At 67.3% G+C, this 20,584-nt stretch carries 21 protein-coding genes, 1 tRNA gene and 1 pseudogene; 10 read left to right on the forward strand and 13 right to left on the reverse strand.

Annotation, left to right across the window (positions count from 1 at the left end; translation table 11 throughout):
- Both ACJH7A_RS17315 and ACJH7A_RS17320 read right to left on the reverse strand, forming a co-directional pair.
- A complete protein-coding gene (locus tag ACJH7A_RS17315) occupies positions 1-273 on the reverse strand; it encodes a hypothetical protein (RefSeq protein ID WP_318986323.1) in 273 nt (90 codons plus the stop codon).
- A gap of 23 nt (positions 274-296) precedes the next feature.
- Positions 297-373, reverse strand: a tRNA-Leu gene (locus tag ACJH7A_RS17320).
- Between the two features lie 107 nt (positions 374-480).
- On the opposite strand from ACJH7A_RS17320, the gene ACJH7A_RS17325 reads away from it, so the two are divergent.
- The 6 genes from ACJH7A_RS17325 to ACJH7A_RS17350 all read left to right on the forward strand — a co-directional run bounded on the left by ACJH7A_RS17325 (position 481) and on the right by ACJH7A_RS17350 (position 6,436).
- Complete coding sequence (locus ACJH7A_RS17325) at positions 481-1,110, forward strand: ANTAR domain-containing response regulator (RefSeq protein WP_212814026.1); 630 nt, start codon at positions 481-483, stop codon at positions 1,108-1,110.
- Between the two features lie 207 nt (positions 1,111-1,317).
- The gene (locus tag ACJH7A_RS17330; RefSeq protein WP_212814028.1) at positions 1,318-2,532 is read left to right on the forward strand and encodes a branched-chain amino acid ABC transporter substrate-binding protein; all 1,215 of its coding nucleotides are present in this window, start codon (positions 1,318-1,320) and stop codon (positions 2,530-2,532) included.
- A 92-nt stretch (positions 2,533-2,624) separates the two neighbouring features.
- On the forward strand, positions 2,625-3,662 hold the full coding sequence (locus ACJH7A_RS17335) for a branched-chain amino acid ABC transporter permease (protein ID WP_212814030.1): 1,038 nt from the start codon (positions 2,625-2,627) through the stop codon (positions 3,660-3,662).
- On the forward strand, positions 3,659-4,852 hold the full coding sequence (locus tag ACJH7A_RS17340; RefSeq protein WP_061006304.1) for a branched-chain amino acid ABC transporter permease: 1,194 nt from the start codon (positions 3,659-3,661) through the stop codon (positions 4,850-4,852). Before ACJH7A_RS17335 ends, ACJH7A_RS17340 begins: the two co-directional genes overlap by 4 nt.
- Positions 4,849-5,694 (forward strand): ABC transporter ATP-binding protein, encoded by an 846-nt coding sequence (locus tag ACJH7A_RS17345; protein WP_061006305.1) that lies wholly within the window; start codon positions 4,849-4,851, stop codon positions 5,692-5,694. The genes ACJH7A_RS17340 and ACJH7A_RS17345 overlap by 4 nt, the downstream gene beginning before the upstream one ends.
- Positions 5,681-6,436, forward strand: a complete 756-nt coding sequence (locus ACJH7A_RS17350) for an ABC transporter ATP-binding protein (RefSeq protein ID WP_133427719.1) — start codon at positions 5,681-5,683, stop codon at positions 6,434-6,436. The genes ACJH7A_RS17345 and ACJH7A_RS17350 overlap by 14 nt, the downstream gene beginning before the upstream one ends.
- 177 nt (positions 6,437-6,613) lie before the next feature.
- Here the strand turns inward: ACJH7A_RS17350 and ACJH7A_RS17355 are convergent, their stop codons facing one another.
- The 9 genes from ACJH7A_RS17355 to ACJH7A_RS17395 form a co-directional block, all read right to left on the reverse strand.
- The gene (locus ACJH7A_RS17355; protein WP_406784309.1) at positions 6,614-7,123 is read right to left on the reverse strand and encodes an O-acetyl-ADP-ribose deacetylase; all 510 of its coding nucleotides are present in this window, start codon (positions 7,121-7,123) and stop codon (positions 6,614-6,616) included.
- Positions 7,124-7,181: 58 nt separating this feature from the next.
- Positions 7,182-8,534, reverse strand: a complete 1,353-nt coding sequence (locus ACJH7A_RS17360; RefSeq protein ID WP_406784310.1) for a hypothetical protein — start codon at positions 8,532-8,534, stop codon at positions 7,182-7,184.
- A 101-nt stretch (positions 8,535-8,635) separates the two neighbouring features.
- On the reverse strand, positions 8,636-9,427 hold the full coding sequence (locus tag ACJH7A_RS17365) for a hypothetical protein (RefSeq protein WP_406784311.1): 792 nt from the start codon (positions 9,425-9,427) through the stop codon (positions 8,636-8,638).
- A 13-nt stretch (positions 9,428-9,440) separates the two neighbouring features.
- A complete protein-coding gene (locus ACJH7A_RS17370; protein WP_406784312.1) occupies positions 9,441-9,914 on the reverse strand; it encodes a hypothetical protein in 474 nt (157 codons plus the stop codon).
- The gene (locus ACJH7A_RS17375) at positions 9,911-10,432 is read right to left on the reverse strand and encodes a hypothetical protein (RefSeq protein ID WP_406784313.1); all 522 of its coding nucleotides are present in this window, start codon (positions 10,430-10,432) and stop codon (positions 9,911-9,913) included. Before ACJH7A_RS17375 ends, ACJH7A_RS17370 begins: the two co-directional genes overlap by 4 nt.
- Positions 10,429-11,121, reverse strand: a complete 693-nt coding sequence (locus ACJH7A_RS17380; RefSeq protein ID WP_406784314.1) for a hypothetical protein — start codon at positions 11,119-11,121, stop codon at positions 10,429-10,431. The genes ACJH7A_RS17375 and ACJH7A_RS17380 overlap by 4 nt, the downstream gene beginning before the upstream one ends.
- Before the next feature lie 144 nt (positions 11,122-11,265).
- Positions 11,266-11,487 carry a DUF167 domain-containing protein gene (locus tag ACJH7A_RS17385; RefSeq protein ID WP_406784328.1) on the reverse strand — a complete coding sequence of 74 codons (222 nt, stop codon included), beginning with the start codon at positions 11,485-11,487 and terminating at the stop codon, positions 11,266-11,268.
- 78 nt (positions 11,488-11,565) lie between these two features.
- The gene (locus tag ACJH7A_RS17390; protein ID WP_020103273.1) at positions 11,566-12,768 is read right to left on the reverse strand and encodes a lipid-transfer protein; all 1,203 of its coding nucleotides are present in this window, start codon (positions 12,766-12,768) and stop codon (positions 11,566-11,568) included.
- Entirely contained in the window at positions 12,765-13,205 is a 441-nt protein-coding gene (locus tag ACJH7A_RS17395; RefSeq protein WP_406784329.1) for a Zn-ribbon domain-containing OB-fold protein, read from the reverse strand. The genes ACJH7A_RS17390 and ACJH7A_RS17395 overlap by 4 nt, the downstream gene beginning before the upstream one ends.
- Positions 13,206-13,323: 118 nt before the next feature.
- On the opposite strand from ACJH7A_RS17395, the gene ACJH7A_RS17400 reads away from it, so the two are divergent.
- Both ACJH7A_RS17400 and ACJH7A_RS17405 read left to right on the forward strand, forming a co-directional pair.
- Entirely contained in the window at positions 13,324-13,890 is a 567-nt protein-coding gene (locus ACJH7A_RS17400) for a TetR/AcrR family transcriptional regulator (protein WP_406802414.1), read from the forward strand.
- Positions 13,887-15,105 (forward strand): annotated as a pseudogene (locus ACJH7A_RS17405) (FAD-dependent monooxygenase). The gene ACJH7A_RS17400 and the pseudogene ACJH7A_RS17405 overlap by 4 nt, the downstream one beginning before the upstream one ends.
- On the opposite strand, the gene ACJH7A_RS17410 reads toward ACJH7A_RS17405, so the two are convergent.
- Entirely contained in the window at positions 15,100-16,239 is a 1,140-nt protein-coding gene (locus tag ACJH7A_RS17410) for an FAD-dependent monooxygenase (RefSeq protein WP_406802415.1), read from the reverse strand. The pseudogene ACJH7A_RS17405 and the gene ACJH7A_RS17410 overlap by 6 nt on opposite strands.
- 70 nt (positions 16,240-16,309) lie before the next feature.
- On the opposite strand from ACJH7A_RS17410, the gene ACJH7A_RS17415 reads away from it, so the two are divergent.
- Entirely contained in the window at positions 16,310-17,197 is an 888-nt protein-coding gene (locus tag ACJH7A_RS17415) for a LysR family transcriptional regulator (protein ID WP_406802416.1), read from the forward strand.
- Between the two features lie 58 nt (positions 17,198-17,255).
- Positions 17,256-19,916, forward strand: a complete 2,661-nt coding sequence (polA, locus tag ACJH7A_RS17420; protein WP_163693098.1) for a DNA polymerase I — start codon at positions 17,256-17,258, stop codon at positions 19,914-19,916.
- A 2-nt stretch (positions 19,917-19,918) separates the two neighbouring features.
- Here the strand turns inward: polA and ACJH7A_RS17425 are convergent, their stop codons facing one another.
- Positions 19,919-20,551 carry a LysE family translocator gene (locus tag ACJH7A_RS17425; protein WP_133427713.1) on the reverse strand — a complete coding sequence of 211 codons (633 nt, stop codon included), beginning with the start codon at positions 20,549-20,551 and terminating at the stop codon, positions 19,919-19,921.
- Positions 20,552-20,584: the final 33 nt, after the last annotated feature.

Genomic DNA, 20,584 nt, shown 5'->3' on the forward strand with positions numbered 1-20,584 from the left:
CTACTCCGCCAATGCTGCCGTGGCCGAGCTGTCGGAGTCGGTATAGGCGCGTCCGGCGGCGGTCAGCGCGGAGACAACAGACCAGATCCGTTCGGCATGTGCGGCGGACGCGGCATCGATGCGCGATTGGATCTCGGCGACGACATCCGCGGTGGACTGACCTTCGGGAAGCAACGCGCCACTGGTGACGTGTGCGGACAGAGCTTGGGCATGCTGCTCGAGTTGACCGGCAACGGCGAACAGCCCATCAGCAGTGACTCGCAGTGCCCCCATGCCTGCAGTTTAGCGGCGAGCTTTGGTGCCCTCGGTGAGATTCGAACTCACACTGCACGGGTTTTGAATCCGTTTCCTCTGCCAGTTGGGATACGAGGGCATTGCACCCGTTGATCGGGTGCGGTGTACCACCATAGTTGATGTGATTCTCCGGGCCCGCCGCGCCCCGAGGTCGCTTCATTGGACGGCTCACGCGACAATATGGGGATGACCGGGTCAACATCTGATGTCGCACCGCGCCGTGTCCTCGTGGCCGAGGATGAGGCGCTCATCCGGCTGGACCTGGCGGAGATGCTCCGCGAGGAGGGCTACGAGATCGTCGGCGAGGCCGGCGACGGCCAGGAGGCCGTCGAGCTCGCTGAGCAGCTCAAGCCTGACCTGGTGATCATGGATGTGAAGATGCCGCGCCGTGACGGCATCGACGCCGCGTCCGAGATCGCCGCCAAGCGCATCGCGCCCATCGTGATCCTGACCGCGTTTTCCCAGCGTGAGCTGGTCGAACGGGCCCGCGACGCGGGTGCCATGGCCTATCTGGTCAAGCCGTTCTCCATCACGGATCTGGTGCCAGCCATCGAGGTCGCGGTGAGCCGCTTCGGTGAGCTGACAGCGCTGGAGAAGGAAGTCCTGTCGCTGTCCGATCGGCTCGAGACGCGCAAGCTCGTCGAGCGCGCCAAAGGCATCCTGCAGACCAAGCAGGGCATGACCGAACCCGAGGCGTTCAAGTGGATTCAGCGGGCGGCCATGGACCGTCGCACCACGATGAAACGGGTCGCCGAGGTTGTCGTCGAGACGCTGGATCCGCCGGCCGCGGAAGCGACAGAACCGTCAGCCGGCTGAGTCCCGCAGGCGCGTCCCGTTAACTCTGTGTTTCCGGCCGCAGCATTTACACAGGTCCGATGAAGACAACGTCGGCCAGCATCGCTCAACAGCGCGTATAGCCGCGCCGTGTTGGTTACTGTCTACGCGAAGCAGCGGATGTCGGCCCCACCTGCGAAGAGTGCAGGCCGCATCCGGTGCCACGTAACCATGACCCGGAGGTGAAGCGTGCGCAGTCGCGTAGCTCGGAATGCTCTTGCAGTCGGCAGTGCCGGTCTGATCGTGTTCGGTCTGGCGGGATGCAGCCAGTCTGATCCGAAGCAGAGCGGCGCGGCCGGCTCGAATCTCAAGATCGTCGAACAGGTGCAGATCGACGAGAACGGTGCCGAGGTCAAGGGCGCCGCCGGCGCGACTCCTGCCGATCCCGCCGGTGACGGCAAGGCCACCTGCCCGCCGGTGAACATCGCCATGGCGGGCGCGCTGAACGGCCCCGACGCCGCACTGGGCATCAACATCAAGGACGGCGTGCAGCTCGCCATCGACAAGCACAACGCGGCCAACCCCGGCTGCCAGGTGACGCTCAAGACCTTCGACACCGAGGGCGACCCGCAGAAGGCGACGGGCATCGCGCCGCAGATCGTCGACGACAAGTTCACCATCGGCCTGGTCGGTCCCGCCTTCTCCGGCGAGACCAAGGCCACCGGCACCGTCTTCGACCAGGCCGGCCTCGTCGCCGCCACCGCCTCGGCCACCAACGTGACGCTGAGCGAGAACGGCTGGAAGACCTTCTTCCGCGGCCTGGCCAACGACGGCGTGCAGGGCCCGTCGGTCGCGAACTACCTGAAGAACACGCTCAACTACAAGAAGGTCTGCGTCGTCGACGACAGCACCGACTACGGCCTGGGCCTGGCCACGGCCGTGCGCACCACGCTGGGGCCGGTCGCCGACTCGGCGTGCAACATCTCGGTCAAGAAGGGCGACAAGGACTTCTCGGCGGCCGTCACCCAGATCAAGGGTGCCGCGCCCGACGCGATCTTCTACAGCGGCTACTACGCCGAGGCCGCGACGTTCGCTCAGCAGCTCAAGGACGGCGGCGTCACCGCGACGTTCGCCAGCGCCGACGGCACGAAGGACCCCGAGTTCGTCAAGCAGGGCGGCGAGGCGACGAAGGGCGCCATCCTGTCGTGCCCGTGCGGCCCGGCGAGCAAGCAGTTCGCCGAGGAATACACCAAGAAGTTCGGCCAGGAGCCCGGCACGTACAGCACCGAGGGCTACGACCTGGGCACCATCCTGGTCAAGGGCATCGACTCGGGTGCCGTCACCCGGCCCGCGCTGCTGGACTTCGTGACCAAGTACGAAGGTCAGGGCGTGGCCCGCAAGTACCAGTGGAACAACAAGGGTGAGCTGACCACCAACCTGATCTGGATCTACAAGGTCCAGTAGGAATCTGCAGACGACGACGCGTCCGGACCCCGTGCCGGGCGCGTCGTCGTTCCTGGACTCTCACCACCGCGATACCGAGGAGCCGCCACCCGATGACACCCGACTGCGTCGGCCACTACGTGTGCACCGCGGCAAACATCAATTTCAACGTCGACAACCTGGTGAACGGGTTCTGGCAGTTGACGATTGACGGGTTGTCGTGGGGTGCGATCTATGCCCTCGTCGCCGTCGGCTACACCCTGGTGTTCGGCGTGCTGCGACTGATCAACTTTGCGCACTCGGAAATCTTCATGCTCGGCATGTTCGGCGCGTACTTCGCGCTGGAGATCATTCTCGGGTTCAAGCCCAGCGGAAACGCCTACAACCTGGGCGTCGGGTTGACCATCTTCTACCTGGGCGTCGCCATGGTGGTCGCGATGCTGGTCTCCGGCGCCGCGGCCGTCGGGCTGGAGGTGGTGGCCTACCGGCCGCTGCGCCGCCGCAATGCGCGCGGGCTGACGTTCCTCATCACCGCCATCGGCATGTCGTTCGTCCTCCAGGAATTCGTGCACTTCGTGCTGCCGAAGATTCTGAAGGGTTTCGGCGGCAGCAATGCCCAGCAGCCGATCATCCTGGTACAGCCCAAGACTCAGTTCACGCTCTTCAGCGCGAACATCTCGAACGTCACCATCGTCATCGTCGTGGCCGCCATCGTGCTGGCGCTGCTCACCGACATCGCGCTCAACCGCACCAAGTTCGGCCGCGGCATCCGCGCCGTCGCGCAGGACCCGACGACCGCCACCCTCATGGGCGTGTCCCGGGAGCGCATCATCATGACGACGTTCCTCATCGGCGGCCTGCTCGCGGGCGCCGCCGCGCTGCTCTACACCCTGAAGGTGCCGCAGGGCATCATCTACTCGGGCGGATTCCTGTTGGGAATCAAGGCATTCTCGGCCGCGGTGCTCGGCGGCATCGGCAACCTGCGGGGCGCGCTCCTCGGTGGCTTGATCCTCGGCATCATGGAGAACTACGGCCAGGCGTTCTTCGGCACCCAATGGCGCGACGTGGTGGCTTTCGTCCTCCTCGTGCTGGTGCTGTTGATCCGTCCCACCGGGATACTCGGTGAAAGTCTCGGGAAGGCACGCGCATGAGCGGGCAGCATCAAAACGAGGGCCGCGCCCGGTACCTGCTGGCACCCGGTGACCAGATCCGCCAGTGGTGGGACCAGCAGTCGAGGCCCGCGAAGTGGGTCTTCGGTGTCTTCGTGTTCCTTCTGGTGGCGTACCTGCCGCTGCACACCCCGTCGTTCCTCAACACACCCGGCATCAGCTTCGGCGGCACCATGGCGCAGTTCGCGATGGTGGCGATCATCGCGATCGGCCTCAATGTCGTTGTGGGGCAGGCCGGATTGCTCGACCTCGGCTATGTCGGGTTCTACGCCGTCGGTGCCTATACCGTCGCGCTGCTGACCAGCCCGGACAGCCCGTGGAACCAGGTCGGCGTCGACGGCTTCCTCGACAAGGACTGGGCCTGGCTGGCCTGCGTGCCGCTGGCCATGGCGGTCACCGCGATGGCCGGCCTGGTGCTGGGTATTCCGACGCTGCGGCTACGCGGTGACTACCTCGCCATCGTCACGCTGGGATTCGGCGAGATCATCCGGCTCCTCGCCGACAATCTCTCCGACCTGACCAACGGCGCTCGCGGCCTCAACCAGATCGCTTATCCGCGGCTGGGGGAGACCGACAAACTGCCCACGGGGGTGTTCTCCAGCGGCAACTCCGCCGGCACCGCCAACTACGGCACGTGGTGGTTCTGGCTGGGGCTGGCGCTCATGGTCGGCATCCTGTTGCTCGTCGGCAACCTGGAACGCAGCCGCGTCGGGCGGGCGTGGGTCGCCATCCGCGAGGACGAGGACGCCGCGGAAGTCATGGGCGTCAACACTTTCAAGTTCAAGCTGTGGGCGTTCGTCATCGGCGCGGGCATCGGCGGTCTGTCGGGCGCGCTGTATGCCGGCCAGGTGCAGTATGTCGCGCCGCCCACCTTCAACATCATCAACTCGATGCTGTTCCTGTGCGCGGTGGTCCTCGGCGGGCAGGGCAACAAACTCGGCGTGATCGTCGGTGCGTTCATCATCGTGTACCTGCCCAACCGGCTGCTCGGGGTGCATGTGCTCGGCATCAATCTCGGCGACCTAAAGTACCTGTTCTTCGGCCTGGCTCTGGTGGTGCTGATGATCTTCCGGCCGCAGGGTCTGTTCCCGGTGCGCCAGCAGCTGCTGTCGTACGGCAAGTCGGCGCGGGCGTTGTTGCGCAATGCCGACGAATCGAAGGCGGCGGCATGAGCGACATCTTCGAGCCCGCGCCAGACGAGGAACTGGCCGCCCTGCACCGTGACGTACAGGTCGCCGAGGGCGAGAAGCTCTTGGCCACAACCGATCTCACGGTCAAGTTCGGCGGGCTCACCGCGCTCGATGCGGTGACGTTCGATATCCGGCGCGGCGAGATTCTCGGTCTCATCGGCCCCAACGGCGCCGGCAAGACCACCTGCTTCAACGCGATCACCGGTGTGTACCGGCCGTCGTCCGGCTCGGTGATGTTCGACGGCGCGCCGCTCGGCAAGATCAAGCGCCACGAGATCACCCGGCGCGGCATCGCGCGCACCTTCCAGAACATCCGGCTGTGGGGCGAGATGACGGCGCTGGAGAACGTCGTCGTCGGCACCGACGCCCGGCACAAGACGTCGGTCCCGGGCGCACTGCTGCGCACCGCCCGGCACCGCCGCGAGGAACGCGACGCCATCGAACGTGCCGCGGCGCTGCTGCAATTCGTCGGGATCGCGCACCGCGGCGAGGAAAAAGCGCGGAACCTGTCGTACGGCGACCAGCGCCGGCTTGAGATCGCCCGGGCGCTGGCCACCGAGCCGAAACTGCTGTGTCTGGACGAGCCCGCCGCCGGCTTCAACCCGAGCGAGAAGTCCGCACTCATCGAACTGATCCACGCGATCCGGGAGGACGGCTACACCGTGCTGCTGATCGAACACGACATGCGACTGGTCATGGGCGTCACCGACCGGATCGTGGTGCTGGAGTTCGGTCGCAAGATCGCCGAAGGCCTGCCGGCCGAGATCCGCGAGGACCCGAAGGTCATCGCCGCTTACCTGGGGGTGCCCGATGACGAGCTCTGAATCCGTCGACCTCGACCCGCGGCCGGTGTTGCTGGAGGTCCGCGACGCCGTCGTCCACTACGGCAGAATTCAAGCGCTGCATGGTGTTTCGCTGGTCGTGCGGGAGGGCGAACTCGTCACCCTGCTCGGCTCCAACGGTGCGGGCAAGACCACCATGATGCGGGCCATCTCCGGCCTGCGGCCACTGACGTCGGGTTCGGTGTGGTTCGACGGTCAGGACGTCTCCAAGGTCAAGGCGCACCAACGGGTCACGAAGGGTCTCATCCAGGCCCCCGAGGGCCGCGGGGTCTTCCCCGGCATGACGGTGGTCGAGAACCTGGAAATGGGCTGTTACGGACGCAAATTCGAGTCCAAGCACGACCACGACGAGCGGCTCGACTGGGTGCTGACGACGTTCCCGCGGCTGGCCGAACGGCGGACGCAGGCCGGCGGCACGCTGTCCGGTGGCGAGCAGCAGATGCTGGCGATCGGCCGCGCGTTGATGGCCCGGCCCAAGGTGCTGCTGCTCGACGAACCGTCGATGGGGCTGGCGCCCATGGTCATCTCGCAGATCTTCCGGATCATCTCCGAGATCAACAGCCAGGGCACCACGGTGCTGTTGGTCGAGCAGAACGCGCAACAGGCGCTGAGCCGGTCCGATCGGGCCTACATCCTGGAGACCGGCGCCGTCACCCGTAGCGGCAATGCCCGCGATCTGCTGAAGGACGACAGCATCCGAGCCGCCTACCTCGGCGTCGCCTGAATGTCCGCCCCGCCTTGATTCTGTATCCAGGGCGCATTTGTTCGAGTGAGGTGCGCCGTCACGTAGGGGTCAACGGTTCTGGGCGCTGAACTTGAGTTGACCCTGCGCTGAGGGTCTTCGCTACTCGGAGTCTTGGTGCGCCAGCGCAATGTCAACGCAACCACCGGGCCCGGACGACTACCTCGAGTCTGACGCCAGCCGTCCGTTGATCCGCGCGAAAATGCTGTCGTTAAATGCCACGAATCTGACGTCGGCCACCTGAGCGGGGCTCGCAGCAACTGTCTCGACCGCAATCGCGATCGCGTCGTCCAGCGGCCAGCCGTAGATACCCGCGCTGATCAACGGGAACGCCACGCTCTGCGTACCCAGCTCGTCGGCGACATCGAGGGAACGCCGGTAGCAGGACCGCAGCAACTCCGGATCGCGTTGGCCCGCGCGGTAATTCGGCCCGACGGTGTGGATCACCCACCGGGCCGGGAGATTGCCCGCGGTGGTCCAGCCGGCGTCGCCGGTCGCCAGGCCGTGCGGGAAGCGCTCGATGCAGTCCTGGAGTACCGCGGGCCCGCCGGCCCGGTGAATGGCGCCGTCCACGCCGCCGCCACCGCGCATCGCGTTGTTGGCGGCGTTGACGATCGCGTCGACATCCTGCTGCGTGATGTCGCCGAGGACGGCGGTGATGCGGGGCATGACCCTACTGTCCTGCCGCGACTACCGGCATTGTTGAGGATTCGCGAATATGGTGCCTTCAGGCGGTTACACCGTTGAGTTGGGTGTCCGAGTACTGCACCAGTGAGGTGTTGACTTTGACGACGCCGCCGTCTCTGGAGTCCATCGACCACAGGGTCTGGCAGCTGGACGGGTCGACAGCGTTTTCGGTGATGTGCCCGGCCTCGCCCATGGTGCCTGACAGGATGGTTTTGCCGTCGGAGGCGACGTAGCCGCGCAGGTTCAGGTCGGCGCAGGTGCGCAGAATGCTGGCGGTGGCCAGATCGATCTGCTTCCACGGGTTTTCTTTGGCGGTGTTCTCGATGCCGGCGGTGTCCGAGACGTACATCTTGTCGCCGATGATCATCGTCCGGGTCTTACTTGGCTCGCCTTGCGAGGGCAGATCGGCGATCTTCTTGCCGGTGGCGTCGAAGACCAGCCACCGCATCTGGTCCGGGGCCTTGGGGTTGCCGTACTGGACGACCAGCAGCGCGCCGCGGCTGATGACCTGCCAAGCGCCGCGACCGGCGCCAACGGTGAAGTGCGACAGTTCTTTTCCAGCGTTGTCGTAGAACGTGATTCGGCCCTCGGGATCGCTGGCGCTGCGGCCCGGTACCGCGTAACCGCCGTCGTATACCCACGGCCGGGCGGTCAGTTTGTCGACGATGACCGCGCCGTCACTGACCGAGTACACCAGGTAGGTTCCATCGGGTCGGTCACCGACCACCAGCCGCTGCGGGGGGATGTCGCGGGACCAGAAGGTGTCGTCGCTGGCCTTGCCGCTGCCGGGCACGAACCAGGTCTTCTCCCCGGAGGAGCCGATGCCGTACCAGCCGGTGCCGGGTACGGCGACCACCGGGTATTGGCCGACCTTGTACACGCTCATCGTGTCGCCGTTGACGATGTCGGTGGGGCCGTTGTAGGTCACGTTGCCGGTGTGGCTGTCGAGCACCCACGCCCACGGATGTGAATCGGCCACGGCGGCGTTCTGTCGGCCGAGGCAGGTGAGCTGGTCTGGGCCGTTGATGTAGCAGCCCGCCACGCTGCCCGATAATTCGACGCCACTGAACAGGATCGCGCCGGTGCGGGGGGTGAACGAGTAGACCCAGGAGGTGCCAGGTCCGGCTGGGTCCGGGTGGGCGGGGTAGGCCAGCGCGAACGCCCGGTCCTCGACGCTGCCGGGCAGGATGCCCTGCTTCAGGTCCGGGGCGTGGACCACTTCGGCGAGTTTGATCGTCCACGACGGTTTCGGCGTCGTGGTGGGGATCGCGACCAGCAGGTCCGCCGGAGTCCCCACCGTCGGCGCGGATGAGCGACCGGAACCGTTTCCCGAAGTGCCGCAACCGGCGAGAACCAACGCCGCCAGAATCCCGACGACCGCACGACCTCTCACACCATCCCCCCTCTGGATGTTTCGTGATTTCGAGTATTGCACCGCGAACGTGAAAATTGCTTGCCACATGGACAATTCGGCCGACACCAGCGTCGGCAGCGCTAGCAGCGCAAACCTTCGACTCCGACAAATACGCCGCCGAACCTGGCTTCGCCCATGTGGCAGGGCCGGCCGTCGACCGAGACCAGGCCATCATGGGTGACTTGTGCGCAGACGCTGCGGTCATCCGCGTGCACCGCCTCAAATCCGCCCGACCAGCGCGTGTTGTAGCCGCTGACGATTCGGCCATCCGTGCAGACGGTCTTGGCGTAGCAGTCGTCGCAAACGCTGGTGTACTGCCGGTACGTTCCGATCGCGGGAAGCTTGCAGAGCGGACATGGATGTGCCGCTTCGTGTTCCGCGGGTATCGCAGTCAGCCAGTCCGCGGCAGCCAGACTTCGCAGCGCCGCAGCCTCGGTGGATTCGCTTGTACACCTTCGCAATCGGATGAGCACCGTATCGGCTCTCGGGATATTGGCGACGCCGAGACGCTCCGACTCGGGTAAGTCGCCGACACTCACGGCGCCGCGCACCAGGGCGGCGATGGCAGCGCGATGCCACTCGCTGACATCTTCCGGCCGAAGTGGTCGATGCTGGTGCTGGGTGTGACGCCAGAATTCCTCGATTTTCGCCCGTCTGCCTGCGGTAGTTCCCGGATCGATCGTCCACGTGCGGCCGCCATGGATGTTGCAGATGAACATCCCGCGGTCGCAGCGAAATGCGTAGCCGCCGTTGAGTTCATCATCGTTGAACTCGTCGTGGGTCACCTCCACGACCGACGATGGATCATCTGCCCAGTCCACCGCGAGCGCGTGAACCTTCGCGCGGTCGACGGGGCCTTCGATCGCCTTCATCATTACCGCCCTGTCAACCCAGCGACGGTGGGTCGGTGATGTCGCACAAGCGAAGTTCCTCGTCTTCGACGGCGAAGTGGAACACCTTGCCGTTGTCGCTGGCGCCCGGACGGAAGAAGAACACCAACATCGACCAGCCGGAGGCGGTGTCCTCGGTGAAGTCGCCGAACCCGAGAATCTCGATCGGCGAGCCGGGCGCTCCGACCTGGGCCAGGCGTTTACCGGCGTCGGTGTCCCGACCGGACGCCGCGCACGTCAGCGCACGCACGTTCGCGCCCTGGCGGTCGCCGACCTGATGCGCCCACAACCGCACGGTGCTCTGAGCGACGGCTTCACCTTGCTCGCGCGGCATCGCCGCCGCCGCGGCGATGGGCCGCACCGTCACCCGCTCGTGGGTCAGTGTGAATCCGACTGCCGCACAAAGCATTACCACCGCGACGATCGCGGTCAGCAGCGGCCAGCGGTACCCGGCCGGTCGGGGTGTCATGAGATCGCCCCACATACCTTGAGCTCATCGTCCTCGTACACCAGCACGTACGTATCGCCGAAGAAGTTGTTGGCGCCGATCGCGGCGTGCTGTCGTCCGGTCGGGGAGAGCCCGATCTGCCGGTACATCACGTCGATCTGGGCGCCGTCGCGGGTCTTGGCATACCGGAAGAACCCGTCGATGTGGTCGCGGGCCTCGACCCGATACCCGGTTGGGTCGAGGATCGTCGGCAGGTCCCGGGCGATGGTGCCGGTGGGGTTGGCGCACGTCAGCTGCCGCACCTTCGCCGCGTCGCCACTGTCGGCGGCCTGAAGCCACGCGGTCACCACCTGCTGGGCGTGCAGCTGGTCGGCCGACGGCGCGGGTGTCGGGGTGAGTCCAGCGCGCGGCGCCGGCCATACCGTCACTGCCACCACCACGATGGCCGCGATCAACGCCACCACGGCCACCGCCCACAGCGCCCAACGGCCGGCCCGGCTCGCGCCGGCCGACCCAGGCAATTCTGCGTCGCTGCTCATCGGTTGCGGAATGCGTCGAGCCCGATGTCCGGGCGGTAGTGCCGAAGCCAGGCGCCGATGGTGCCGTCGATCCAGTCGCGTTCGAACTCAGACGGGAAGATCAGGGCGTTGGGGGTGTGGGCAACCTCGCCGGCGGCCAGCCGGGACCCGTTACGGTCATCGTGCATCTTCAGCACCCGCGGCGACGCGCCCGGTGCGGCCGCCACCGTGCCGTCGCCGAGGATGCCCCACGCGCGCACCGAATGCGCGATGGCCTTGGCCGCATTGGCGACGCCGGCTACCGGCGAGACGATCGGACCCTTCGACTGTGCAGCGAAACTGACCGGTTCCAAATCGATTCGGGTGATGCCGCCCCAAGGGATGTCGACCACCGTGGCTCCGTCGACGCGACGCAGACCGGCAGGGGAGAGCGTCAGGCGCTTGTGTTGCCGGTACTCGGTGTTCAGCTGCCGCCGCTTCTGCCGATACATCAGGGTCGGTACCGCGACGGCCGCCAGCATGCTCAACGGGTAGTAGATGGCCGGCGAGTGTGGCATCAACAGCCCCAGGATCAGCAGAGCCAGAATCAATACCCCGGCCGCCATCATCACAAGCACCGGGAGGAACCGCACCAACGTCCGGTCGGCCTGCTCGATGCTGCCCAACTCGACCGGCTGCTGGAAATCCGCTGATGGCTGGGCGTCACTCATCTGTCGTCCACCCCTGCTCCCACTGCGACCCTCCCCGGTCAGGGCGTGCTGAAGCGCCCCGCACTGTCCGGTGGCCCGACCCACTCAGACTTGCTGTCAGCAGGCTACCGGTAATCGGCGACTCGATGTCCTGGGACTACGCAGTTACTCGTCGATCCGAAACCGCTTGATGCGGGCCGCGCCGCCGGACACCAACTCGACCCGTGACTTCGGCACCTCGAAATGCTCGGCCAGCACGCGGATCACCGCGGTGTTTGCCTTGCCGTCGACCGCCGGTTCGCGGACGTAGACGACCAGCGTGCCGTCGTCGTCGGTCTCGACCAACGGCCCCTTGCGGCTGCCCGGCTTGACCCGGACCGAGATCATCACCGCCCCAGCGTGCAGAAAATCCCGGGGAATCGGAAATTCCCCGGGATCTTCTTCACGTTCAGCGGCTCGGAAACGTCAGCGCGCGACGATCACCGACGAACCGTGCCCGAACAGGCCCTGGTTCGCGGTCACGCCCACGCGGGCACCTTCGACCTGGCGGCCGGTGGCCTGACCCTTCAGCTGCCAGGTCAGCTCACACACCTGCGCGATGGCCTGGGCCGGGATGGCCTCACCGAAGCATGCCAGACCACCCGAGGGGTTGACCGGCACGCGACCCCCGATGGTGGTGGCACCCGAGCGCAGCAGCTGCTCGCCTTCACCCTTGGCGCACAGGCCCAGGTGCTCGTACCAGTCGAGCTCCAGCGCGGTCGACAGGTCGTAGACCTCCGCGAGGTTGACGTCGTCGGGACCGATGCCGGCCTCGGCGTACGCCGCATCGAGGATCTGGTCCTTGAACACCCGTTCCGGTCCGGCGATGGCCGCGGTGGAATCCGTTGCGATGTCCGGCAATTCGGGCAGGTGCTGCGGGTACTGCGGGGTGACGGTGCTGATCGCGCGCACCGACGGCACACCGTCGAGCGAGCCGAGATGCTTGCGTGCGAAGTCGGCGCTGGCCACGATCAGCGCGGCCGCGCCGTCCGAGGTGGCGCAGATGTCCAGCTGCCGCAGCGGGTCGGAGACGACCGGGCTGGCCAGCACGTCCTCGACCGAAGCCTCCTTGTGGTAGCGGGCATTCGGGTTGTTCAGGCCGTGCTTGGAGTTCTTCACCTTGATCTGGGCGAAGTCTTCGGAGGTGGCGCCGTACAGGTCCATGCGGCGGCGGGCCAGCAGGGCGAAGTACACCGGATTCATGGCGCCCAGCAGGTGGAAGCGCTGCCAGTCGGGGTCGTTCTTGCGCTCGCCGCCGACCGGGGCGAAGGCACCCTTGGGCGTGGTGTCGGCGCCGATGACCAGCGCGACGTCGCAGAAGCCGGCCAGGATGTGGGCGCGGGCGCTCTGCAGAGCCTGCGAACCGCTGGCGCACGCGGCGTAGGACGAGGACACCGGCACGCCGTTCCAGCCCAGCTTCTGGGCGAACGTCGACCCGGCGATGAAGCCGGGGTAGCCGTTGCGGATGGTGTCGGCACCGGCGACCAGCTGGATCTGACGCCAGTCGAGGCCGGCCTCGGCCAGTGCGGCGCGGGCAGCGACGACGCCGTACTCGGTGAAGTCGCGGCCCCATTTGCCCCACGGGTGCATGCCCGCACCGAGGATGTACAGAGGCTCAGGCGTGCTCACTTCGCAATCTCCCAGGCATAGGTGGTGCGCTCGACACCGTCGGCATCGGTGTACAGCGGCATGGTGGTCAGTTCCATCTCCATGCCGACCTTGAGATCCGCGGCGAGTGTGCCCTCGACGACCTTGCCCAGCACGATGAGGCCCTCGGCCTCCAACTGGACAGCGGCGATGGCGAACGGCTCGAACGGGTCGGCTGCCGGGTACGGCGCCGGCGGGGGATAGCGGTTCTCGGTGTAGCTCCACACCGTGCCGCGGCGCGACAACGCGACGGGCTCGAGCACGTCGCTGTCACACGCCGGGCTGGGGCAGTTGTTGGCGCGAGGCGGGAAAACGTAGGTCCCGCACTGCGGGCACTTGGCCCCGATCAGGTGTGGCGCACCGTTTTCGTCGGTATCCCACCAACCTTCAATTGCCGGCTGACTCCCGGCTTCCGTCACTCCTGGCACGAGCTCAGCGTAGCTGCCAATAGGCCCGAAACTGAAACGTGTTGCAGTTTTATCCCGGCAGCCGGGAAAACCCATTGTAGTGTACGAAACGGTTTCGTACACTTCTGCCATGGTTCGAGGGATGGCGCGGGAACAGGCGGTGCTCGCAGCGACGGCCGAGTTGCTCGTCGAGCGGGGTTACGCGGCATTGACCACCGACGCGGTGGCGGTGCGGGCGGGTGCCAGCAAGGCGACCATCTATCGCCGCTGGCCGAACAAGGCGCAACTCGTCCGGGCCACGCTCGACGCCGCGGACGCCGCCCGGAACGCGTCGATGCCCGATACCGGGGCGCTGCGCAGTGACCTGTTCGCCGTGATGGAAGCCGTCGCCGCGAATGTCGCCGACCCGTTGACCCGGGTCACGGCGGAACTCGCGACGCTCATGCGCCACGACGAACAGCTCGCCGAGGCCATCCGCCAACACCTCGACAAAGAGGAGCTGTCGCCGTTCCATGACGCGCTGCAACGCGCCATCGCGCGGGGCGACATCGCCGCCTGCGCCGACGTCGAACTGATCCACGATGTCGCCGAGGCGATGATCCTGCGGCAAATGCACCTCGACCGCCCCGTCGACGCCGCCTTCAGTGCGCGGCTCATCGACGACGTGCTGCTGCCCCTGTTGGGCGGTGCCCGATGAGCGTGGTGATCGCCGGCGCCGGGCCGACCGGACTGACCCTCGCCATCGAGCTGGCGCGCCGCGGCGTACCGGTTCGCGTGCTGGACCGGGCGCGGGCGTTGTTTCCCGGCTCGCGCGGCAAAGGACTGCAACCGCGCACCCTCGAGGTGTTTGACGACCTGGGTGTCATCGGTGCGGTACTGGCGGCCGGTGAGACGTTTCCGCCCATGCGGCTGTACCGCGGCGCGGAGGTGGTCTGGACCAAACCGATCTACGAGCTGCTGGGCCTGCCCGAAGTGGCGGCCACGCCGGCCGTGCCGTATCCCTTCACGTGGCTGATCCCGCAATGGCGGACCGACCAGATCCTGGCGGCACGGTTCGCCGAACTCGGTGGGACCATCGAATTCGATACCGAGGTAACAGGTTTCGCGCAGAACGACGAGGGTGTGACCGTACAGACCGGTCGCGGCCCGATCCGTGCCGCCTACCTCGTGGGCGCCGACGGCGGTCGTAGCACGGTGCGCAAGGTGTCCGGCGTCGATTTTCTCGGCGGTGCGTTGACCGAGGAACGCATCATCGTGGGCGACGTCCGGGTGACCGGGCTCGACGGCAGGTGCTGTCACCTGCTGACGCGTGACGGTGACCAGGCCAAGCGGTTCTCGCTGTGGAACCTGCCGGGCAGCGAGCACTTTCAGCTTGTGGTGACGATGGCGCCAGGTGAGCAACCGCCGGCGCTGACGCTTGCCGCGATGCAGGAACTGCTCGAACAGCGCTCGGGCCGGACTGATGTGGTGCTGTCGGACCTGCGGTGGATTTCGGAGTACCGCGTGAATCTGTTGATGGCGCAACAGTTCCGGATGGGCCGGGTGCTGCTGGCCGGCGACGCGGCCCACGTGCATTCACCGGCCGGGGGACAGGGCGTCAACACCGGCGTGCAGGACGCCTACAACCTCGCAGGCCGGCGACCGCGCACCCGACGGCCTGTTGCCCGACGGTCGCCAGCTGTTCGACGTCTTCCGTGGACCGCACTGGACGGTGCTCGAATTCGGGAGAGCTGCAGCCGATTTCGGCGTTCCGCAAGCCCGCCTGAGCTCCGGGCCGGACTACGACGTGCCGGACGGCTCCTACGTCTTGGTTCGGCCCGACGGCCACATCGCGGCGATCACCGATCAGCCGGAAGCGATCCGCGAACAGCTGCGTCGCTTCGATCCGGTGCGGGCGGGCAGCCCGTCATGACCGGGTGCTCGTCGCGGTCTCGGCCCGGTACCGGGTGGTGACCCGCGCCAGATCCGCCGGCGCCCGCGATGCCCCCGCGACGTGCATCTCGCGGTTGGCGGCGATGACATCGGCGGTCTCGGCGCGCCGGGCCTGCTCGTAACTCCGGAGCCCGTCGAAGCCGTGGGCCGCCAGTTCGTCGGCGAGCACCCGCGCGTCCACGATCGACTGCGACGCACCGTTGGCCCCGACGGGGTACATCGGGTGCGCGGCGTCGCCGAGCAGCGTCACCAGACCCGCGCCCCAGTGTGGCAGCGGGTCCTTGTCGACCATGGGGTAACTGAACAGCGCCGGGCTGTGGCCGATCAGCGCACTCATGTCGAGCCAGTCGAGATCCCAGTCGGCGACGTGCGGCAGGACATCGTCGGCGGTCGCGGGTGCGTTCCACCTGGCGTCGCCGTCCACCGGGCCGGGCAGCCCGGTGGGCACCTGCAGTACCCAGTTCACCTGACCGCCGCCGATGGGATACGTGATGAGGTCAACCCCGTTGTCGGCCTTGACGATTGCCATGGTATGCCCGTCGAGGAACGGCGTGATGTCACTGGCCCCGCGGTACATGGTGATACCGGACGAGAGCAAGGGATCGGGGCCGCGATGCAGCGCCGCGCGCACGACGGAGTTGATGCCGTCGGCGCCGACGAGGGCCGAGCCCGCGACCGGGCCGGCCGCGGTGTCCACGACGACACCGTCGGCGCGCTGCCGGAATCCGGTGACGCCGCTGCCGGTGCGGACCGCGTCGGCGCCGAGACGTTCCCGCACCGCGTCGAGCAGCATCATCTGCAACCGCCCACGGTGCACCGACAGCTGCGGGTGGGCGTCGCCCGCAGCCAGTCCGCGGGGTTCGGTGAACAACAGATCGCCGCGACGGGTGTAGAAGCGGATCGCTGACGGGGCCACGGCCATGGCGGTCAACGCGTCACCGAGGCCGAGCTCGGTGAGTTCGCGGACCGCGTGCGGCAGCAGATTGATTCCAACGCCCAACGGCTGCAGGTCATTTGCGCGTTCCAGCACGAGTGCGTCGAATCCGCGCGTTTGCAGGGTCAAGGCTGTGGTGAGTCCGCCGATACCGGCGCCGGCGATGAGTACTGGTGTCATGTCTCCAGCCTCAGCGCGCCAAAACCATAAGTCCAATATCGATCTGGTCCACAAACTATAATCATTGCTTATGGAACTGCGGCAGTTCGAGTACTTCGTCGCCGTCGCCGAGGAAGCCAACTTCACCCGCGCCGCCGAGCGCATCCACGTCGCGCAACCCGCGGTCAGCGCCCAGATCGCCCGGCTGGAGCGCGAATTGGGCGAGCCGCTGTTCGACCGCGCCCGGCGAGAGGTTCGGTTGACGGCCGCGGGAGAGGCGGTGCTGCCGCACGCGCGGGCGGCCCTCGCGGCGGCGGCCGATGCGCGGACCGCGGTCGCCGAATTGAGCGACCTCGTGCGCGGCTCCGTGACCATCGGCACGGTCGCCGCGCATGACGTCGACGTGCCGAGCCTGCTGGCCCGGTTCCATGAGGCCCATCCACACGTCGACATCACCCTCGGCACCGCCAATTCGGACGCGTTGATCGAGGGGATACGCACCGGGCAGCTGGACGCCGCCATCGTGTCGGTCGGCGCCGCGCTGCCGTCGGGGCTCGCAGCCGTCGTCGTGACCGACCAGCCGATCGTGGCCGCCGTCGCCCTCGACGATCCTTGGCACACGCGGCGGGCCCTGCGGCTGGCGGAGCTGGCCGGCCGCGCCGTCATCGCGCTGCCCGTCGGCACCGGCATCCGGCACCAGTTCGACGGCGCATGCGCCGCCGTCGGCGTCGACGTGCACGTCGCCTTCGAGGCGAGCACACCGCAGGCGCTGGCCGACCTCGCCGCGCGGGGTCTGGGGGTCGCCGTGTTGCCGCAAGCGATGGTGCGGTCGCGTACCGATCTGCACTTGATCAAGCTGACACCGGCACTGCGGGGTCGGCTGGTGTTCGCGTGGCGGGCCGGTGGGCCGATGAGCCCGGCGGCCCGGGAGTTGGTGAACATGGCGCGGCGGTTACTGGCTGTCGGTGGGGCTGAATAGAGTTAGAGCCGTGAGCCCCACCGCAACGGACGCCCCGCCCACCACCAAGCCCACATTGATGCTGCTGGACGGCAATTCACTGGCGTTCCGAGCGTTCTACGCGCTGCCCGCCGAGAACTTCAAGACGCAGGGCGGGCTGACCACCAACGCGGTGTACGGCTTCACCGCCATGCTCATCAATCTGCTGCGCGACGAGAAGCCGACGCACGTCGCGGCGGCTTTCGACGTGTCCCGCCAGACGTTCCGCAAAGAGAAGTACCCGGAGTACAAGGAGGGGCGGGCCGCCACGCCCGACGAGTTCCGCGGCCAGATCGACATCACCAAAGAGGTGCTGGGGGCGCTCGGCATCACGGTGCTGGCCGAAGACGGGTTCGAGGCCGACGACCTGATCGCCACGCTGGCCACGCAGGCCGAGGCGGAGGATTTCCGCGTGCTGGTCGTCACCGGCGACCGCGACTCGCTGCAGCTCGTCACCGACGACGTGACGGTGCTGTACCCGAAGAAGGGCGTCAGCGACCTGCACCGCTTCACCCCCGACGCCGTGGTGGAGAAGTACGGCCTCACTCCGACGCAGTACCCGGATTTCGCGGCCCTGCGCGGCGACCCGAGTGACAACCTGCCCGGTATCCCCGGTGTGGGGGAGAAGACGGCGTCCAAATGGATCAACCAGTACGGCTCGCTGCAGGCGCTGGTCGACCATGTCGATGAGGTCAAAGGCAAGGTCGGCGACTCGCTGCGGGCCAATCTCTCCAGCGTCATCCTCAACCGTGAGCTGACCGACCTGGTCCGGAACGTGCCGCTGGCACACACCCCGGAGGCCCTACGGGTGCAGCCGTGGGACCGCGACCGCATCCACCAGCTGTTCGACGACCTGGAGTTCCGGGTCCTGCGGGACCGGCTGTTCGACACGCTGTCGCCCGTGGAGCCCGAGGTCGAGCTCGGTTTCGACGTCCGCGGCGGACTGCTCGAACCGGGCACCCTGGCGGCCTGGCTCGCCGAGCACAGCAACGGCAGCCGCTTCGGCATGGCCGTCGCGGGCACGCACAAGGCCTTCGACGCCGACGCGACCGCGGTGGCGATCGTGTCGGCCAGCGGCGAAGGCGTCTACATCGACACCGCGCGGCTGGACGCCGAGGATGAAGCGGCGCTGGCGTCGTGGTTGGCCGATCCGGGTCCGCCGAAGGCGCTGCACGAGGCGAAGCTGGCGTGGCACGACCTGCTCGGCCGCGGCTGGCCGCTCGCCGGTGTCACTTCCGACACGGCACTGGCGGCGTATCTGGTCCGTCCGGGGCAGCGCAGCTTCGCCCTCGACGACCTGTCGGTGCGGTACCTGGGCCGCGAGCTACGGGCGGAAACCAAAGAGGAGCAACAGCTTTCGCTGCTCGACGACCCCGATGAGGTCGACGACGCCGCGGTCCAGGCGCTGATCGTGCGTGCCGCGGCGGTCGGCGATCTGGCCGACGCGCTCGACGTGGAACTCGCCAAGATCGACTCGCTGGCGCTGCTCGGGCAGATGGAGCTTCCGGTACAGCGCGCCCTCGCCGAGATGGAGAACGCCGGCATCGCCGTCGACATCGAACTGCTCGGCCGGCTGCAGAGCCAGTTCTCCGACCAGATTCGCGACGCCGCCGAGGCGGCCTACGCGGCGATCGGTGAGCAGATCAACCTGGGCTCGCCCAAGCAGCTGCAGGTGGTGCTGTTCGACAAGCTCGAGATGCCGAAGACCAAGCGCACCAAGACCGGCTACACCACGGATGCCGATGCGCTGCAATCACTTCTGGACAAGACGGGCCACCCGTTCCTGCAGCATCTGCTGGCGCATCGTGACGCGACCCGGCTCAAGGTCACCGTCGACGGACTGCTGAACGCGGTCGCGTCCGACGGCCGCATCCACACCACCTTCAACCAGACCATCGCCGCCACCGGTCGCTTGTCGTCGACCGAGCCGAACCTGCAGAACATCCCGATCCGCACCGAAGCGGGCCGGCAGATCCGTGAGGCGTTCGTCGTCGGCAAGGGCTTCACCGAGCTCATGACCGCCGACTACAGCCAGATCGAGATGCGCATCATGGCGCACCTGTCGGGCGATGCAGGCCTCATCGAAGCCTTCAACACCGGCGAGGACCTGCACACCTTCGTCGCGTCGCGGGCCTTCGGCGTGCCGAGCGAAGAGGTGACCGCGGAACTGCGCCGCCGGGTCAAGGCCATGTCATACGGCCTGGCCTACGGGTTGTCGGCGTATGGCCTGGCCTCGCAGCTGAAGATCTCGACCGAAGAAGCCAAGCAGCAGATGGACCAGTACTTCGACCGGTTCGGCGGGGTACGCGACTACCTGCACTCGGTGGTCGAACAGGCCCGCAAGGACGGCTACACCTCGACGGTGCTGGGGCGCCGGCGCTACCTGCCGGAACTCGACAGCAGCAACCGCAACGTCCGCGAGGCGGCCGAGCGGGCCGCGCTCAACGCGCCCATCCAGGGCAGTGCCGCCGACATCATCAAGGTCGCGATGACCAACGTCGACCGCGCGATGGAGGACGCCGGGCTGAAGTCACGCATCCTGCTTCAGGTGCACGACGAATTGCTGTTCGAGGTGGCCGAGGGCGAGCGGGATGCGCTCGAGACCTTGGTGCGTGAGCAGATGGGCAGCGCCTACCCGCTGGACGTGCCGCTCGAGGTGTCGGTCGGATACGGCCCGAGTTGGGACGCCGCCGCCCACTAGGGCTAGGCGTCGGCCGCCAACCCGATCCCGAGCGCAACGAGGATCGCGCCCATGGCGCGTTCGATGCGCTGACGAACGTGGGTGCGGCTCAAGATGTTCCGCGCCCGGTCGGCCGCCAGGACGACACCGACGCACCACGAGGTGTCGATGACGAGTTGGATGGCGGCGAGCACCAGCAGCGTCGGCAGCACGGGGCCGCCGGCCGGCAGGAACTGGGGGAGCACCACGATCCCGAAGGCCGCGGCCTTCGGGTTGGCGGCGATCGACACGAGTGCGGCACGGAACGCCGCGCCCGGGGTGCGGCCGCGCAGCGGCATGGTCACGGCCATGTCGGTGGGGTGTTTCGCACTGCGCCAGGCGCTGATGCCCAGCCAGATCAGGATCGCGGCGCCGACGACGTGCAGCGCCAGCGACAGCCAGTGATTGGCCGCCAGCAGGATTGACAGCCCGCCGCCGCCGGCCAGCGTCCACCCGCAGACACCGATCTCATTGCCGACAACGGCTGCCAGACCGGCCTTGCGGCCGTCGCGCACCGAGCGGTGCAGGAACAATGCCGTCGCCGGTCCGGGCAGCGCGGCCAGGATCACCGACGCGACCAGGAACGCCGGCAGGACGTCGAGAAGGTGCGCGAGCATGCAAGAAGTATCGCTGACCCGCACAAATCGTTA

Source organism: Mycobacterium sp. SMC-17, from assembly GCF_045310915.1.
Taxonomy (GTDB): Bacteria; Actinomycetota; Actinomycetes; order Mycobacteriales; family Mycobacteriaceae; genus Mycobacterium.

Bases quoted from the DNA above. Each gene is read 5' to 3' on its own strand.
- ACJH7A_RS17355 (WP_406784309.1), bottom strand. From the start codon at position 7,123: ATGCCCCGCATCACCGCCGTCCTCGGCGACATCACGCAGCAGGATGTC.
- ACJH7A_RS17380 (WP_406784314.1), bottom strand. From the start codon at position 11,121: ATGAGTGACGCCCAGCCATCAGCGGATTTCCAGCAGCCGGTCGAGTTG.
- ACJH7A_RS17370 (WP_406784312.1), bottom strand. From the start codon at position 9,914: ATGACACCCCGACCGGCCGGGTACCGCTGGCCGCTGCTGACCGCGATC.
- ACJH7A_RS17315 (WP_318986323.1), bottom strand. From the start codon at position 273: ATGGGGGCACTGCGAGTCACTGCTGATGGGCTGTTCGCCGTTGCCGGT.
- ACJH7A_RS17340 (WP_061006304.1), top strand. From the start codon at position 3,659: ATGAGCGGGCAGCATCAAAACGAGGGCCGCGCCCGGTACCTGCTGGCA.
- ACJH7A_RS17385 (WP_406784328.1), bottom strand. From the start codon at position 11,487: ATGATCTCGGTCCGGGTCAAGCCGGGCAGCCGCAAGGGGCCGTTGGTC.
- ACJH7A_RS17345 (WP_061006305.1), top strand. From the start codon at position 4,849: ATGAGCGACATCTTCGAGCCCGCGCCAGACGAGGAACTGGCCGCCCTG.
- ACJH7A_RS17400 (WP_406802414.1), top strand. From the start codon at position 13,324: ATGGTTCGAGGGATGGCGCGGGAACAGGCGGTGCTCGCAGCGACGGCC.
- ACJH7A_RS17335 (WP_212814030.1), top strand. From the start codon at position 2,625: ATGACACCCGACTGCGTCGGCCACTACGTGTGCACCGCGGCAAACATC.
- ACJH7A_RS17425 (WP_133427713.1), bottom strand. From the start codon at position 20,551: ATGCTCGCGCACCTTCTCGACGTCCTGCCGGCGTTCCTGGTCGCGTCG.
- ACJH7A_RS17325 (WP_212814026.1), top strand. From the start codon at position 481: ATGACCGGGTCAACATCTGATGTCGCACCGCGCCGTGTCCTCGTGGCC.
- ACJH7A_RS17375 (WP_406784313.1), bottom strand. From the start codon at position 10,432: ATGAGCAGCGACGCAGAATTGCCTGGGTCGGCCGGCGCGAGCCGGGCC.
- ACJH7A_RS17350 (WP_133427719.1), top strand. From the start codon at position 5,681: ATGACGAGCTCTGAATCCGTCGACCTCGACCCGCGGCCGGTGTTGCTG.
- ACJH7A_RS17415 (WP_406802416.1), top strand. From the start codon at position 16,310: ATGGAACTGCGGCAGTTCGAGTACTTCGTCGCCGTCGCCGAGGAAGCC.
- ACJH7A_RS17410 (WP_406802415.1), bottom strand. From the start codon at position 16,239: ATGACACCAGTACTCATCGCCGGCGCCGGTATCGGCGGACTCACCACA.
- ACJH7A_RS17365 (WP_406784311.1), bottom strand. From the start codon at position 9,427: ATGAAGGCGATCGAAGGCCCCGTCGACCGCGCGAAGGTTCACGCGCTC.
- polA (WP_163693098.1), top strand. From the start codon at position 17,256: ATGCTGCTGGACGGCAATTCACTGGCGTTCCGAGCGTTCTACGCGCTG.